This is a genomic window from Ornithinibacillus caprae (genome assembly GCF_009728145.1).
In the GTDB taxonomy this organism is placed as follows: domain Bacteria; phylum Bacillota; class Bacilli; order Bacillales; family Amphibacillaceae; genus Ornithinibacillus; species Ornithinibacillus caprae.
On record NZ_WOCA01000007.1, the window covers coordinates 162,168 to 177,852 of the forward strand.

Genomic DNA, 15,685 nt, shown 5'->3' on the forward strand with positions numbered 1-15,685 from the left:
TTTTATTTTATAACTTATCGGAATAAAATTCAAGATTAAAGCAAAAAAAGGGCTGAACAACCTTAAACTAAATCAAAACATAGATATTATCCAAAATGATCGCTAGTGGTAAAGCATCCTTAAAAAAACACTTTAGTGTCTATACACATCTGTGTGATATCCACTAATCTATAGATAAAAATAATTCAAATGGATGTGATGATATGTTAACGGAATTAGCTTCACAGCAGAAGGCGGCCAGGATCGCAGGATACAGCTTACTTATGATGTCCGTACTAGGTCCCTTCGCTTATTTATTTGTACTTCAGAGTTTGATTGTAAATGATAATGCAGTGGAAACAGCAGCAAATATCCTGGCCTCAAAGGGATTGTTTCGCAGTGCTATCATAAGTCTCGTCGCTGTAGTGATTCTCGATGTTATTATTGCTTGGTCGCTCTACAAGGTGTTTAAGCCCATCCATCATACACTTTCGTTGCTAGCAGCATGCTTCCGCGTTGTGTATGCAACTATGTTTGGAGTTGCTATTCACCAGCTTTATAACGCATTACAAATCTTGATCGATACAGAGTTCTTATCTATTTGGGAACCTGCAGAACACTATGCACATGCTATGTTGTATATAAACGCTTTTAATAATGAGTGGAATATAAGTCTTATTATATTCGGTCTCCATTTGCTAGTACTTGGATACCTAATGCTTCATTCAAATTATTTTCCGAAAATATTAGGGGTTTTAATCTTCATTGCAGGGTTAGGATATCTCATGGATTCACTTGGCTTGCTTTTCTTTAAAAATTATAGCTTTGAAATCTCCATATATACTTTTATCGGAGAGTTACTATTGATTATCTGGCTATTTATTAGAGGGAGGAAAGGTTTTCCATCTTAGTTTTCAGCATAGAGCAGAGCTTTTCTGCAAGTATAGGATTTAGGGTTGCAATCCTTCCCACTACGGGTTACTGTAGGTTAAAAGTACTCAATAGAAAGCTGTGGTGGTGTTCAATTGAAAGATGATGGTATACTAGCTACCAAACTTCATATTCCTATACTGCGTAAATATATTGTTCCTCGCACTCGATTGAGTGAACGACTGAGCGAAGGGCTCTATCGTAAAGTAACACTGGTCTCAGCACCGGCAGGTTTCGGTAAAACTACTTTGATCAGTGAATGGCTTACAGTATGCAAACAAGAGATTGCGTGGTTCTCGATAGACCAGGAAGATAATGATCTCACACGTTTTTTAACCTACCTCGTTTTAGCGTTACAGAGCATATCAGAATCAATTGGAGACAGGATACTTCCATTAGTTCGTTCCTCTCAGTCACTTCCTGTGGAAACAATCATGACCTATGTAGTCGATGAAATATCCACGTTTCAAACTCCCTGTATTCTTATCTTGGATGACCTCCACGTCATTCAATCTGAACCAATTTACGATGCAATTCATTTTCTAATTGAATATATGCCGTCTGAGATGCACTTGGTGATCTCTACTCGTGAGACGAAAAAGCTGCGCTTATCCTCATTACGGGTTCGAGACCAGATTACAGAACTACGTGCCGAAGATTTGCAATTTAATAAATCAGAAACGGAGAGGTTCATGAACCATACGATGGGGCTTACACTCGAGCCTGAAGAAGTACATTTACTTGAATCCCGTACCGAAGGATGGATTGCAGGGCTACAGTTAGCCGCGCTTTCCATGCGAAATAGTACAGATTACCATGAGTTCATTCGCTCCTTCAGTGGCAATCACCATCTAGTATTGGATTACCTATTAGAAGAAGTGTTGAAGAAGCAACCGAAGCCCATACAAAACTTTTTGCTGCGAACCGCAGTCCTAGATCGCATGTGTGGTTCGCTCTGTGACGCTTTGTCCGAAAATGAACTTGAAAGAGATTACGGCACAGGACAAGACATCCTGGAATATTTAGAGAGGATTAACTTGTTTATCATTCCCCTCGACAATGATCGATACTGGTACAGGTATCACCATTTATTCTCAGATCTACTTCGACACAGGCTGCTACGATGTTCAACTACCCGTGTACCAGTACTTCATATCCAAGCGAGCAAATGGTATGAAATGAAAGGTCTGTTTATTGAAGCCTTCCATCATGCAAGTGAGGCAAATGATATCGACCGGGCTGCACGTCTACTTGAAGGGGACGGTATGCCTCTACATCTAAGAGGTGCTACTGCTCCAGTTCTGCACTGGTTAGAATCACTCGACAGATCCATATTGGATGACAGACCTAACTTGTGGGTCACGTATGCATCCACATTAACAGTGTCTGGGCATCCCATCAGCAACGTAGAAGAAAAGCTGAGGATGGCTGAGCTAGCACTACAGCAGAAGGAATCAAGTGAAGAAAAAAGTGATCTTACCGGTCATGTCTCCGCTATAAGAGCGATGTTAGCCATTCCTAAGAATGATGCCGAGGCGATAAAAATTCATTCCAAATGTGCTTTAGAGCTGCTTCGGCCAGACAATTTGTCGATTCGGACATCCGCTACTTGGACACTAGGATTTGCTTATCAGCTTAAATGCGATTATAAATTGGCGAGCAAGGCCTACACCGAAGCAATTGCATCGGCTAAGGCTACAGACAACTTACTAATCACAATTGCTGCTACCATCTGTTTAGGTCAGGTACAGGAAGCCGAACTCATGCTACATTCGGCTAAGGAGAAATTCAAGAAAGTTTTACAACTTGCAGGGGATCCGCCGTTGCCCAGTACCTGCGAAGCGTATTTCGGAATGGCCCGTCTACTTTATCAATGGAATCGCTTAGATGAGGCTGAGGAGTACGGACAACTGGGAGTAAGGTTAGCTTTAAAGCTAGAAACTATCGACACTCCCGCTGCCTGCTATGTACTTCTTGCAAGGATAAAGCTAGCGCAAAAAGATAACAATAGAGCTGCATCATATATAGAGCAAGCTAAGGAGTTCCTGCATAGTCGACATCCTCAATATCAAATGCCTGAGTTAACCGAAGTACAAGGATTGCTACTACTTAGTCGAGGGCAGTTTACCGCTGCTGACAAGTTGACAGAGAAGCCAAATGACACCAATACTATCATCCGATCACGTGTCCTATGGGCACAAGGAAAAACTACAGAAGCACGGAAACTACTTGAGTTAATGTTACAAAAAATGGATCGAAAACGTCAAAAATATGAGGTGCTAAAGATATTAGTTATTAAGGCTGCAATCCTGCAAACTGACCATAAGATAGAAGCTTCTCTACAAATACTGGAAGAAGCCTTGAAGCTTGCAGAGCCAGGCGGCTACATCCGTCTCTTCGCAGATGAGGGTGAGCCAATGAGGCAGCTTTTAAAAGAAGCACATGTTAGAGGATGGATGCCGAGCTATACAAGTCAACTACTGTCAGCTGGAGATGTACAACAAGACACACAAATTTCTTCTACAAAATCACTTGTAGAGCCATTAACCAAGCGTGAACTACAAGTTTTACAGCTCATTGCGCAAGGTTTATCGAACGATGAGATTGGAAAGCAGCTATACCTGGCCCTCGATACCGTCAAAGGACACAATCGCAGAATTTTTGGCAAGCTTCAAGTCCGTCGCAGAACCGAAGCTGTGGCCCGTGCTCGTGAACTTGGGTTGTTTTAATGTAATTTACCACCTCTCATTGTAAAATATAAAAAAAGGTATAAGGAGTTTATTCCTTATACCTAACCTCGTGAATTGTTACTTGTTATTACTTTGTAAACGCATCTGTTAACGCTGTGACGATCTGTTTCTTACGAGAAACAACACCTTTAAGTAATGCCCTGTTGTTATCATCTAGTGAGACATTAAACGCTGTTTCTACTTTAACTTTTCCAGTTCCAACAGCTAACACTTCTGAGTCATTATTTAAAATGTCCGTTACCACAAACAAGAATAAATCTAGACCTTTGTCCGTGATATTTTTGTTAATCTCTGCTTCAATTTCCGCCTGTGCTTCGTACACTTTGCTTGCATCAACTGTATTTACTTGCGCAATTTCAACTTTTGCATCACCCATTGCAAACTCTTTTGCGTCCATTGAGATTAACTCAGCAGGTGATTTATCACTTAAATCAGCACCAGCTTGCAACATATCTAATCCATATTTTTCGAGGTCTACACCAGCAATTTCCGCCAATTCATAAGCTGCATCCACATCTTCCTGTGTACAAGTTGGTGATTTTAATAAAAGAGAATCTGATACAATAGCAGAAACTAAGAGTCCTGCGATTTCTTTACTTACTTCCACATCATTTTCTTTATACAATTTGTTCAGAATGGTAGCAGTACACCCTACAGGCTCAGCACGGAAGTATAAAGGTTCCTTTGTTTCAAAGTTAGATACTCGGTGATGATCGATTACTTCACTAATGCGTACATCTTTAATGTTATCAACGCTTTGCTGGAATTCATTATGGTCTACTAAAATAACGTTCTCAACATCATCCGCTACTTTTTCGATTAGTTGTGGAGATTCTACCCCAAAATAATCTAAAGCAAATTGTGTTTCTTTGTTTACCTCTCCAAGTCTTGCAGGTTCTGCGTGAACTCCTAATTTATTTTTTAAATCAGCATAAGCTAATGCAGAACAGATTGTATCTGTATCTGGATTTTTATGTCCAAAAATCAATGTTTTTCCCATGTTCATTTCTCCTTTATATATGTAGATCTTTTTTTATTTCAATGTTATATCCAGTTACAAGATTAACATAAATAGACATTTAATGAATAGCAATTTACTTATTTTTGGAGGTCATTATACCACGAAATAATCGTCTTTTTTATCCCTGCATCTTTTACTTCTACTACACCAAATCCATTAATGTCCACAACATGAACAAATTCCTCTGCTCCGGTTTGTAATCTGACTACACAATAGCCCTCCACATTAGAAGGAATGATATCTAAAATATGATATTCTGCATATTTCTCTTTGATTTTTTCAACTTCCGTTTCCCCCAATGTCCAATCAACCGATGTTTGGACTGTTTTGTTGGACGGTGAAGTTGTTTCTTTTAAGAGATTTTCTTTATTGGATACTTGTTGGGGCATAGGCGTTTTCCAGTTAATAACATGCAACAGCTTGATTATTTCTGAAAAGCCAATAAATAGCATACCTGTTACAAATCCACCTGTTGCCCATGAAATAAAGTATGTAAAGTTAAATCCTGATTGTACTCGCCCCATTCCAAAGGCATCATAAACAACTTGATCCTCTGCTGCTCCGACTAATCCTATTATAAACCCTAATACTATATTAACAATCCCTATTATAAATAGAATTTTTGCTATCATATTTTCCTTCATCAAACCTCTCCCTTCTATACCATAATTATTCTTTATTATACATACTTTTCCCTCCATTTTTATTTACATTTGTGTAAACTATTTTTATAGTAATGGTAGAACGTAGTAAATAAACAAGAGAAGGATTTTTTTCTATGACAAAAGTTATTATTATAGGTTCAGGAATTTTAGGTGCAACAACTGGATATAAGTTAGCAAAAAATGGGGCAGATGTAACCATAATCGATCGGGAAGAGCCTGGACAAGCAACAAGTTCTGCTACAGGTATTATTTGCCCGTGGTTGTCGCAGCGAAGGAATAAAGCCTGGTACCATCTAGCTAAAAATGGTGCTAGAATATACCCGAGTTTAATTCAAGAGTTAGTAGAAGATGGCGAGACAGACACAGGCTATGCGAAAGTTGGCGCATTAAGTATTCGTGATAATGAAGAAAAGCTACTACAAATGAAGGAAAGAGCATTAAAGCGTCGAGAAGATGCTCCAGAAATTGGAGAGATTTCCCTTCTCAGTTCAAAGAAAACTCGTGAATTTTTTCCATTACTAGATAAAAAATATAGCTCTATTCATATTAGTGGAGCTGCTCGCGTAGACGGAACATTATTAAGGGCAGCGTTACTACGTGGTGCACAGAAACATGGTGCACAACTTATAATTGGCGATGCTAAATTAGACTTTACAAATTCACATGTGACTGGGGTTATGGTTGATGACTTGAAATTTGAGGCAGATACGGTGATTGCTACTGCTGGCGCATGGATTAATCATTTACTCGAGCCTTTAGGGGTAAATTTCCAAGGGACATCTCAACGTGGCCAGCTTATTCACTTACAGGTTCCTAATACAGACACTTCCACCTGGCCACTTGTGATGCCTCCATCGGATCAAGCAATTGTTCCCTTTGATGATCACATTGTGATTGGAGCAACACATGAAGATGACGTTGGTTTTGATCATCGTGTTACTGCAGGAGCGATACACGAAATAATTGAAAAAGCAATAAGCTTTGCTCCAGGTTTATCCGATAGTACGATGAAGAAAACAAAAGTAGGCTTCCGCCCGTTTACACCGGGATTTTTACCAGTAGTCGGTCCTCTTCCTGGATTTAAAGGTATTTTACTTGCTAATGGTCTTGGTGCCTCTGGATTAACCACTGGACCATTCATTGGAATACAATTAGCTAAATTAGCTCTCGGAGAAGAGATTGACATTAATTTAGAGGATTATGATGTTGCCGGAGCACTACAGAAAGACGGAGGAGGGGTATTTTGAAAGGAAAACTCCTAATACTATCTATTGTTTTTGTTACGTTAATAGTAACTGCTTTATTATGGTTGTACATTAAAGATTTCATAGAAAAGCATGATATTGATGAAAATGCGAATGGTTATTATATCATGCATATTAAAGAGGATGTACAGAGAACCTAAACGAATATTGTTTAGTTATGATCACAAGAAAATTTTAGAAAATAGTGGAATGAGGAACCGATAGATCTATGAAGTGGTTCCTCATTTCACAGAAAAAGGCATATACTTTTCAACTATCTAGCTTTTGATTTTATTAAATTCTCTTCCGCACTTAAACGATCTATCAATCTCACAAAGTGTAAATATGCATACTGAAATAATGGACTCTGTATGAAGGTAAAAATGAAAGTAAATACGAAGACCGGTCCTCCTAAAAGCAATCCTCCTACAAGAACAGAACTTTCCGTAATGATTCGTACTCTCCTAATTGGTGCTCCTAATTTTTCTGATACCGAAAGCATAAAACCATCTCTTGGTCCAGATCCGACTCTTGCAGCATTATAAACTCCACCAGCTATGCCCATCAAAACAATCCCAACGAGCATAGTAATCATATCTATCCATGTATGTGTAGCCTTTGGTAAAAAATCAAGCCACAAAAAAAGATCAACAAATGACCCTACTATAAAAGCATTCAAGAAGGTACCTAATTTGATATACGATTTATCAAGAACCCACGTAACAATAATTAGCATCATACCGATCAGTATATTCCATGTACCAATTGACAGGCCAATTTTTTCAAAGAGGCCCACACTCAATACATCCCATGGATGGACCCCTAAATGTTGAACATTAATGGTAACCGAAATACCTAAACTAAAAAAGATAAGCCCAACGATAAAGAAGGTCCAACGTATCACGTAGTTCATTTTACTCTCCCCCAATTTTGCTTAATCCTTATCATGAGGGATTTGTTGATGATATGCAAGAAAAAAACATGCCAAACATAACTTGTTAAGCGCGCATTTAGATATACTTCAATTTATAATTATTTCCACCCATATCTTTCACTTCATAAAGAGCTTCATCTGCTGTCTTTAGTAAGTTTTGCACAGACTCTGCTTTGAAACTTGAAATAGCTATACCAACACTAGCCCTAATAAATATCGAATTATTATCAATATCCCATGGTTGTTCTAACACCTTTATAATCCTTCTAGCTACATTTGATACATTTTGTATGATGTCAATTTTAGGAATAAAAATAGCAAATTCATCCCCTCCTAAACGAGCAAATGTATCACCTTCTCTGATCACTTGATTTACTCGTTTTGAAAATTCTTTTAAGAATTCATCACCAACATCATGACCATACGTATCATTAATTGGTTTAAGTTTGTCAAGGTCGATCATAATAACAGCAAACCGATTTTTAAGACTTCGTTTTTCGCTTAACGATTTCTCTAGATTCTCAATAAAGTATCTTCGGTTTGGTAATCCAGTTAATTCATCATGATAAGCAAATGCCTCTAACTTAGATTCATAGTTTTTACGTGTAGAAATATCACGAGAGACAACTACCATTTGTTTAAAATTATGATGATCATCATATACTGGTGAACCATGTAACTCAGACCAAATGTATCCTTCCGTTTCATGCTTTTGTCTAAATTGTTCTTTCCATGGTTCCCCTTTTTTCTTAGATAAATAGAAGGTTTTCTTTAGATGCTCTATATCATCAGGATAAATATTATGATAGAATTTCTTTCCTAAAAATTCATCCCGAGTGAACCCTAGTACATCTTTATAGGAAGGTGAGGCATAAATATATTCTCCTTCACTGTTCAGCATCGTAATGAGGTCTCTCGAATGTTCTGTAATAATCTCAAATATATTTTCACTCTCATTGTACTTATCCTTAAACTTAATTTGTTCAGTAATATCCTTACAGATAACATAAACTCCAACAATTTCTTCTTTTACAACGATTGGAGAAAACTTAGCAACCAATTCTACCTTTTTACGATCTTTGTTCTTAATTGTAAGACGAAATTCTTCTGGAACCCCATTTAATGCTTGCTCATAATATTTTTTCGCTTTCTTTATTTGACCTGGAAAAATTAGTCGCAAATAAGAGCTACCTGTCAGGTCATGAATGTGGTATCCAGTCATTGTTTCCAAAGAATGATTGCCTGTAATCAGTAATCCATTAATATCTAGCGTTATAACAGCATCTAAGTTGTAATCAAATAGAGATTGATATCTTTCCTTTCCCTCAATTAACATCTCCTTAGACTTTTCTGCTACCTTTTCCGCCTTTTTTTGTTCTGTTATATCTTTCACAACACCAACAATATGGGTACATTCATTATGTTCATTGTAAATAGGACTAAGAGTGTTTTCTCCATAACGAATTTCACCCTTAATGGAGGGGTAATCATCCTCATAAACTACTATTTCCTTCGACCTAAGAACTGCATTATATTTATCTATTAAAAAGCTAGCTTTTTCTTTCGGTAAAACGTCTTGAAATGTTTTTCCTATGATAGAGTCCGTAAAGCCCGCAAGTTCTTTAACAACCTGGTTAATAAACTTATAGATAAATTGGCCATTATCTACTTCCATTACATAGACCATATCCTTTATTCCGTTCATTAAAATGTTACTATAAAACAAATCTCTATCGACCATTATTATCACGCTCTTTGTTAAAATTTTCACGAGCCAAGTAGTTAATTTCTTCTAATTTCACTATACCACATTACGTTAAATATAGGTATATTTACCTGTATTATTTTTCAGAAAAATTCAATCAATGAGCGGATAAAAATAATTTAATCATTTTCTTACAAAATAGTCTTCCCAAAATTTTCACTGTCATGCATTTTCCTACCTTAACTAAAGTTGTAAATAAATGACTCGAATATAAAAGCGAGAAAAACACAACGTAAAGTTAAAAGGAGGGATTGATGCTGAGAATAATATTTCATTTCATCATTATACTTTTGCTAACCGGTACTGGATGTACCTCAAATGAATCACAACACGAAACCAAAGAAACGCCTTCTTCATTTGAAAACACAAATAATCAAGGCGATCAAATAAATAATTATAAATTGAAAAACGCCACTGACAATGAAGTGACTAACAAAGACGAAGAAGCACAACAAAATGAACCATCAAAAGAAGAACAGCAACTAACAACGGAAGAACCTAAAAAACCAGGTAAGAAAGACGTAAAAGGTATTTACCTCAATCGAAATTCAATTAAAGATGAAAATATTGAAACGTATATTGACTTAGTGAAATCCTCAAACCTTAACGCAGTTGTCATTGATATTAAAGATGACTACGGTAAACTTAGCTATGACTCCAATGTCGACCGTGTAGATGAAGTTGGCTCTGACTCTGACCCCACTGTTGCTGACCTTCAGTCATTCATACAGCGTTTAAAGGAAGAAGATATCTACACCATTGCTCGAATTGTTACTTTCAAGGATCCGTATTTAGCAGAGCATAAAAACGAATTTGCGTTGAAGCGAAAAGATGGTACGATTTGGTCAGACAAGGCTGGTGTTAAATGGATTGATCCCTACAAAATGGAAATTTGGGAATATGTCACCGATATTGCTGTTGAAGTTGCTGAATTTGGCATAGATGAAATTCAGTATGACTATATCCGTTTCCCAGAAAATGCAAAACAGGTTGATCAAGAAGTAGCCTATGATAACCCAGATAATCTTGAGAAAAGTGATGCAATCACAAACTTTTTAGCTGTTTCTAAAGAAAAATTGGCCCATTATCCTGTATATGTGTCAACGGATGTATTTGGCTTAGTCACCACAGCAGAAAATGATATGGGGATTGGGCAAATTTGGGAAAAAATTTCACCAGTAGTCGATTATATTTCCCCAATGACCTATCCATCGCATTATGCTCCTAATACGTATGGGATTGCTAACCCCGATGAACATCCCTATGATCTGATGAAAAAAGCCATGCAAGATGCAAAAGCGCGTAATGAAAAACTGAAAGAGAATGGTGAGAATCCAGCTATTATTCGACCATGGATTCAAGACTTTGATTATAAAAGCATTTACACTGAAGAAGATGTGAGAAATCAAATTAAAGCTATTGAAGAAGAAGGGATTACCCAGTATCTTCTTTGGAATGCCAAGAATGAATACACGAAAGCAGCATTTTCTTAACCGCTAGACAATTTGTCTGCGGTTTTTTTAATTTTGATCATATGTCTTCCATAAAGTGAATCTTCAATCAGTGGGGGTTTCCTCATCCCCCACTGATTGTTAGATGAACGAATCGGACATTTACGGGCAGTTGATCCCCCACTTAACCTCCTTGGTTTATTCTCATAGGTTTGAAGTGGGGGTCTTACTGCCCGTTATATGCGGGATAAATGCGCAGACTAACAGAAACAGGTCAAGAAAGGTATCATGTTTGACATAGAAAAACAAGTTATGTGTTCCAGCTTTTGTTACGATTATTAGTTTGTTCGGTTTATTCTACTTTATCCATAATTTATATTGATTGGTACCATTTTTCATATGGAAATTAAGCCGTCTGTGGTGTATTTTTAGAAACCACAGTATGAAGTAATTTAATTTTAATGCCGCTTTTTATTTTAATAGCACCATACAATACGAATAGAGCCATAATTAAAACCGCCCCTATAAAAGGAGCGGCTTTAAACTATCCTGCTAAATCATCTACTGGTGTATTCACTTTTTTCTTTCTCCGAAACACACGATGAAACCCATTTCCGATACTGTGAAAGATTCGGTATACAGCTGGAATGAGTACTAGCGTAATGAATGTGGCAAATAATAATCCAGAAATGATCGCTGTTGCCATTGGTGCTTGATAATTTCCTGCTGTACCTGAAGCAAGAGCAAGTGGCAACATACCCCCAGTAGTTGTTAATGTCGTCATGAAAATTGGTCGAATCCTATTTCTTCCTGCTTCCGAAATAGCATCAACTAATGTATTTCCTCTCCGAAGCAATTGATTCGTACGATCAATTAAGAGAATCGCATTATTTAACACAATTCCAATTAGCATAATGACTCCCATTCCAGACATAACACTAAGCTCCTGTTGTGTTATGAAAAGCCCAATAATTACTCCTACAATCGTCATTGGAATAACCGACATTACAATGAATGGTTGCGCTAAATGATTAAATTGTACAGCCATTACAAGGTAAACCAGAAAGATTGATATTGCTAAAATGATAACCATATCTTGTATAAGCTCTTGCTGTACTTCTAGGTCACCAGCAACATCAATTTCGTAGCCAACTGGAGTTTCAAATTCATCCATTAGATTCTGTACTTCTCGATTTAATGTCCCTAAGTCTGTATTACTTGTATCGGCAGAAACGGTTATATAACGTTCACCATTATGATGCGAGATTTCATTTGGAACTTCGAGTTCCTCCAATTCAATGAAAGCAGATAATGGTTCTTCTCCATTTAGTGTAGGAACTCTTAAAGAGAACAAATTATCTTGTGTAGTGGTCTGTTCATCCCATTTAATGATTAATGGAATATCTTTTTCATCAAGTTGAACCTCACCAACTGGCATGTTTAAAAATGCTTGTTGGATGAACTGTCTAATGTAATTATTCGTTAAACCTTCATCTTCTATTACATCTTCTTTTAACGAAATTACCTTTTCAATAGAGGTTCTCTCAATGGAAGTCGTTACTGCTTCAATGCCACCTATACTTTCTAATTCTTTACTGAAGTCCTCACCAATTGCTTGAAGTTGTTCAAAGTCTTCTCCACTTATTTGTATTTGAACTGGTAATCCTGTACTTACCGACATCATACTTTGAACACTGTTGATTGGCGTTTCATCTGCTAAATCTCGTAATGTCTGTAATATATCCTCATTCACTTCATCTTGTTCTCTTGTTACTTCTTCACCTTTGGTCATATTTATCATGCTATAAAAAGAACCGCTTTCATCGATGATATGATTTGATTCTACATCCTCTATACCTATTAGCGTTTCATTAATCTTTTGTGCGAGTTCTTCTCTTTCTTCCACGGTAATACCTGGTTCAATTTCAATAAATAACTCAGAATATCGATTTAACATATCAGGCATGATATTCATTGGTATTTTTGGTACTAGAAAGAATGAACCAATAAATAAGATAAAGAAAATAGCAACTACTGTAAAGCTATTCCTCTTTTTCTTTACGATCCAACCAGTAAATCGACCATAACTGTTTACGATCACAGACTCTCTTTTCTTCCTTCTTCTAAGCTTAAGGAATTTATCTGCTAATGAAGGAATCAAAGTGAATGATACGACAACAGAACTAATTAGGGTAGTAGCAACTACGACAGATAATAGGATCATGAATTCTCCCATTTCCCCACCCATGATTCCTATTGGTAAAAACACAACAATCGTTGTTAGCATAGAAGCGATTACTGCTGTTGCAACTTCCTTGGTTCCATTAATCACTGCTTTAAGCGAGTCTAATCCTTCTTCTTTCTTTCTATAAATGGATTCCAAGATAACAATAGCTGAATCGACCATCATTCCAATACCTAAACCTAAACCGATTAAGGTTAAGATATTAAAGCTATAATCTAAAACCCACATGGTTATAAATGTAAGTAAAATAGAAGTTGGAATCGAGATACTAATAATAACTGTTGCCCTAACATTGCGTAGAAATAGCAATAAAATAACGATAGCTAAAATACCACCAAGTAGTATGTTGCTAGAAACACCATCAATAGAATCCTCGATATAATCCGCTTGGGCAACCATTTCATTTAATTCAAATCCCTCAACAAGACCTTCTTCCCGAATATCCTCTACTTCAGCACGAACTGCTTCAGCCATTTCTATTTGTGTGGTATTCGCCGAACGCCCAACCTGGATGAATATAAAGTCTTTGGTTCCATTTTTCCATACATAGGACGAAGACTCTAATGGTTGTAAAGATACACTAGCAATCTCATCTAATGTAATATAGCCTGATTGAGTTGGGAGTTGAATCTTTTCAATATCTTCGGAAGACCGGAACTTCGTTTGCCATCGTAAAGTTGGTTGATCTTGTTCATCCGTTAACTCTCCAAGCGTTGATTCCGTATTACTTTCCTGAATTTGTGAAATGATTTGAGAGCTATCTAAACCATGTTCACGAACCGCTTCTCGATCTAATGTAATCTCCATTTCATATGCTTGATTTCCCATTAGGGCAACATCGCTAACTTCTTTTAGCCCCTCCAAGCGTGGTTCTATAATTTCCTCAGCAAATTCAGTCATGTCATCCATTTCACCATTGGAAATATCCATATAAAATTCATAACTTTGTGTTGTTCCAATTTGATCCGTTAGAACTTCCGTTATTCCTGATATATCAGCAGTAGTTGATTGTACTATAGATGACACTTCTTTTGAAACCTCATCACCTCTACCAGTTTCAATCATGACATAGATCGTACTTTGTCCGATCGCTGTCGTTGAATCAATATCTTCTACACCATCAATTCCTTGAATAACTTGTTCTAATGGATAGGTTATTGTTCTTTCAACCTCGGCTGCAGGCATGTCTCCTGCACTAATAATTGCATAGGCTTGATCAAACTCAATTTCAGGTAAAAGAACTTGATCAAGCTTCGTAATGGAATATCCACCTAGAATAATGATCAAGACAGTAACTAAGCTAACTAAAATCTTTCTTTTTAAAATAAATTTTAACAACCGTATTCCTCCTGTTTTATATACTTTTCCATATCTAAAAAATGTCTGTCTTAGTGGTTTGCATGAACCAACTCTAATTATTCCTATAAAGAGTTTGACATTATTCCAAATATTTCCGACTCATAATACGAATTATACACATTTATGTTTCATTAATGGATGAAATATAACAAAATATAGAGAAATTTTACATTTATTTAAATTATGTTTATAGAATGTGGAGCACAATCCTAGCGAAGGAAATACACGTAGAATCATCCTGTGGGGAAACGAAGAATTTCAGTCTCCACAGGAAGCGTTCTGCGCCACCGTGAAGGCTTAGCGCGAGCCCACTGCTAGACTCTGTGAAAGTGAATGTAAGGAGCTTGAATAGATGTTTCTCTTGTGCTGAAAGTAAAAGCGAAGTGTATTTTCGGAGCGGTGTTGCAAGCTTTACATTCCGACTTAGTTATTTTAAAGCAAATGTTATTGTGCATTTTACATCTAATTAGCAAAACTGATCTGCTCAAAAGAAAAATTCTTCAATTAGAATTCTAACTGAAGAATTTTGAATCATAGTTTGGATTTTTATTAAATAGAAACTGTTGCCCCAGCTTCTTTGAGTTTAGTGAGTAACTTACCTTGGTTACCTTATGCTTCTTTTTCCTCTAATCGACAATTAATCACTTCAACCAGTTCTTCTAATGAACAATCAAGAATCTTAATCGGGATATTTGCTTGGGTATCTAATAAGCCCTTATTCATACGATTCAACAATCTCTTCACCCCTGTTGCACGATTAATGATTAACTCTGGGTCCTTAGTGTAGATTCCTAAATAATGTTGTCCACCGAAACTAACAAAATCAATGCCTGACAACTCTTCCCACTTAATTAAACCAGCACCTATATAACTAGAATGATCGGTAATTCCTTCATCGGAAATAATTAATGCTGGTTTGCGTTTTATGAAAACCCTTATATAGTAGAGCATGCATAGCCCAAAAATTAAAAACGTAATAAGACCAATAACCCTTAACCAGAAACCTGTTGTTCCTTCCTCCATTCCACCTACAGCATAAAAAATTATCCCTAGTACTACAAAAATCAAGGAAGCAAATCCTAATAAAACTATTCTTCCCCTCTTTGGATAGATAACTAATTCATTCATTTTATATCTCCCCCTTCTAATTCACCATTAATATATCTATTTATAAAATATAGTCAAGAGTATATAGCACTAATTGTTGGTAAATTTTGAGGTTGTTTTTATAATAACTTGATCGATACTAAACCTTTGTGATCTTTAGAAATTTGAGTATACTATATTTCCTCTTCAGTAGAAGTTTCCAACAATTCTGTATACGCTTCGTGTAGAAAAATAG

Annotated in this window: 11 protein-coding genes; 5 read left to right on the plus strand and 6 right to left on the minus strand. The window is 36.6% G+C overall.

From position 1 onward, the window contains the following. Positions 1-203 precede the first annotated feature (203 nt). A complete protein-coding gene (locus GMD78_RS11100) occupies positions 204-890 on the plus strand; it encodes a DUF4386 domain-containing protein (RefSeq protein ID WP_155668895.1) in 687 nt (228 codons plus the stop codon). 114 nt (positions 891-1,004) lie between these two features. Next, positions 1,005-3,638: a winged helix-turn-helix domain-containing protein gene (locus tag GMD78_RS11105; protein WP_155668896.1), complete on the plus strand. Its 2,634-nt coding sequence runs from the start codon at positions 1,005-1,007 to the stop codon at positions 3,636-3,638. Positions 3,639-3,726: 88 nt separating this feature from the next. Here GMD78_RS11105 and GMD78_RS11110 read toward each other — a convergent pair whose 3' ends face one another. Both GMD78_RS11110 and GMD78_RS11115 read right to left on the minus strand, forming a co-directional pair. After that, on the minus strand, positions 3,727-4,659 hold the full coding sequence (locus GMD78_RS11110; protein ID WP_155668897.1) for a manganese-dependent inorganic pyrophosphatase: 933 nt from the start codon (positions 4,657-4,659) through the stop codon (positions 3,727-3,729). 98 nt (positions 4,660-4,757) lie between these two features. After that, entirely contained in the window at positions 4,758-5,324 is a 567-nt protein-coding gene (locus tag GMD78_RS11115; RefSeq protein WP_155668898.1) for a hypothetical protein, read from the minus strand. A gap of 134 nt (positions 5,325-5,458) precedes the next feature. Here GMD78_RS11115 and GMD78_RS11120 point away from each other — a divergent pair, with 134 nt between their 5' ends. Together GMD78_RS11120 and GMD78_RS11125 are read left to right on the plus strand one after the other, a co-directional pair. Then, the gene (locus tag GMD78_RS11120; protein WP_155668899.1) at positions 5,459-6,592 is read left to right on the plus strand and encodes an NAD(P)/FAD-dependent oxidoreductase; all 1,134 of its coding nucleotides are present in this window, start codon (positions 5,459-5,461) and stop codon (positions 6,590-6,592) included. Continuing rightward, the gene (locus tag GMD78_RS11125) at positions 6,589-6,750 is read left to right on the plus strand and encodes a hypothetical protein (protein WP_155668900.1); all 162 of its coding nucleotides are present in this window, start codon (positions 6,589-6,591) and stop codon (positions 6,748-6,750) included. The genes GMD78_RS11120 and GMD78_RS11125 overlap by 4 nt, the downstream gene beginning before the upstream one ends. A gap of 113 nt (positions 6,751-6,863) precedes the next feature. Here GMD78_RS11125 and GMD78_RS11130 read toward each other — a convergent pair whose 3' ends face one another. Together GMD78_RS11130 and GMD78_RS11135 are read right to left on the minus strand one after the other, a co-directional pair. Continuing rightward, entirely contained in the window at positions 6,864-7,502 is a 639-nt protein-coding gene (locus tag GMD78_RS11130) for a YczE/YyaS/YitT family protein (protein WP_155668901.1), read from the minus strand. 97 nt (positions 7,503-7,599) lie between these two features. Beyond that, entirely contained in the window at positions 7,600-9,264 is a 1,665-nt protein-coding gene (locus tag GMD78_RS11135) for a diguanylate cyclase domain-containing protein (protein ID WP_155668902.1), read from the minus strand. Positions 9,265-9,542: 278 nt separating this feature from the next. Here GMD78_RS11135 and GMD78_RS11140 point away from each other — a divergent pair, with 278 nt between their 5' ends. Beyond that, positions 9,543-10,781, plus strand: a complete 1,239-nt coding sequence (locus GMD78_RS11140; protein WP_155668903.1) for a putative glycoside hydrolase — start codon at positions 9,543-9,545, stop codon at positions 10,779-10,781. A 502-nt stretch (positions 10,782-11,283) separates the two neighbouring features. Here the strand turns inward: GMD78_RS11140 and GMD78_RS11145 are convergent. Next, a complete protein-coding gene (locus tag GMD78_RS11145) occupies positions 11,284-14,322 on the minus strand; it encodes an efflux RND transporter permease subunit (protein WP_155668904.1) in 3,039 nt (1,012 codons plus the stop codon). A 630-nt stretch (positions 14,323-14,952) separates the two neighbouring features. Beyond that, positions 14,953-15,471, minus strand: a complete 519-nt coding sequence (locus tag GMD78_RS11150) for an STM3941 family protein (RefSeq protein WP_155668905.1) — start codon at positions 15,469-15,471, stop codon at positions 14,953-14,955. Positions 15,472-15,685 lie beyond the last annotated feature (214 nt).

Bases quoted from the DNA above. Each gene is read 5' to 3' on its own strand.
- GMD78_RS11100 (WP_155668895.1), top strand. From the start codon at position 204: ATGTTAACGGAATTAGCTTCACAGCAGAAGGCGGCCAGGATCGCAGGA.
- GMD78_RS11110 (WP_155668897.1), bottom strand. From the start codon at position 4,659: ATGGGAAAAACATTGATTTTTGGACATAAAAATCCAGATACAGATACA.
- GMD78_RS11115 (WP_155668898.1), bottom strand. From the start codon at position 5,324: ATGAAGGAAAATATGATAGCAAAAATTCTATTTATAATAGGGATTGTT.
- GMD78_RS11120 (WP_155668899.1), top strand. From the start codon at position 5,459: ATGACAAAAGTTATTATTATAGGTTCAGGAATTTTAGGTGCAACAACT.
- GMD78_RS11130 (WP_155668901.1), bottom strand. From the start codon at position 7,502: ATGAACTACGTGATACGTTGGACCTTCTTTATCGTTGGGCTTATCTTT.
- GMD78_RS11135 (WP_155668902.1), bottom strand. From the start codon at position 9,264: ATGGTCGATAGAGATTTGTTTTATAGTAACATTTTAATGAACGGAATA.
- GMD78_RS11140 (WP_155668903.1), top strand. From the start codon at position 9,543: ATGCTGAGAATAATATTTCATTTCATCATTATACTTTTGCTAACCGGT.
- GMD78_RS11150 (WP_155668905.1), bottom strand. From the start codon at position 15,471: ATGAATGAATTAGTTATCTATCCAAAGAGGGGAAGAATAGTTTTATTA.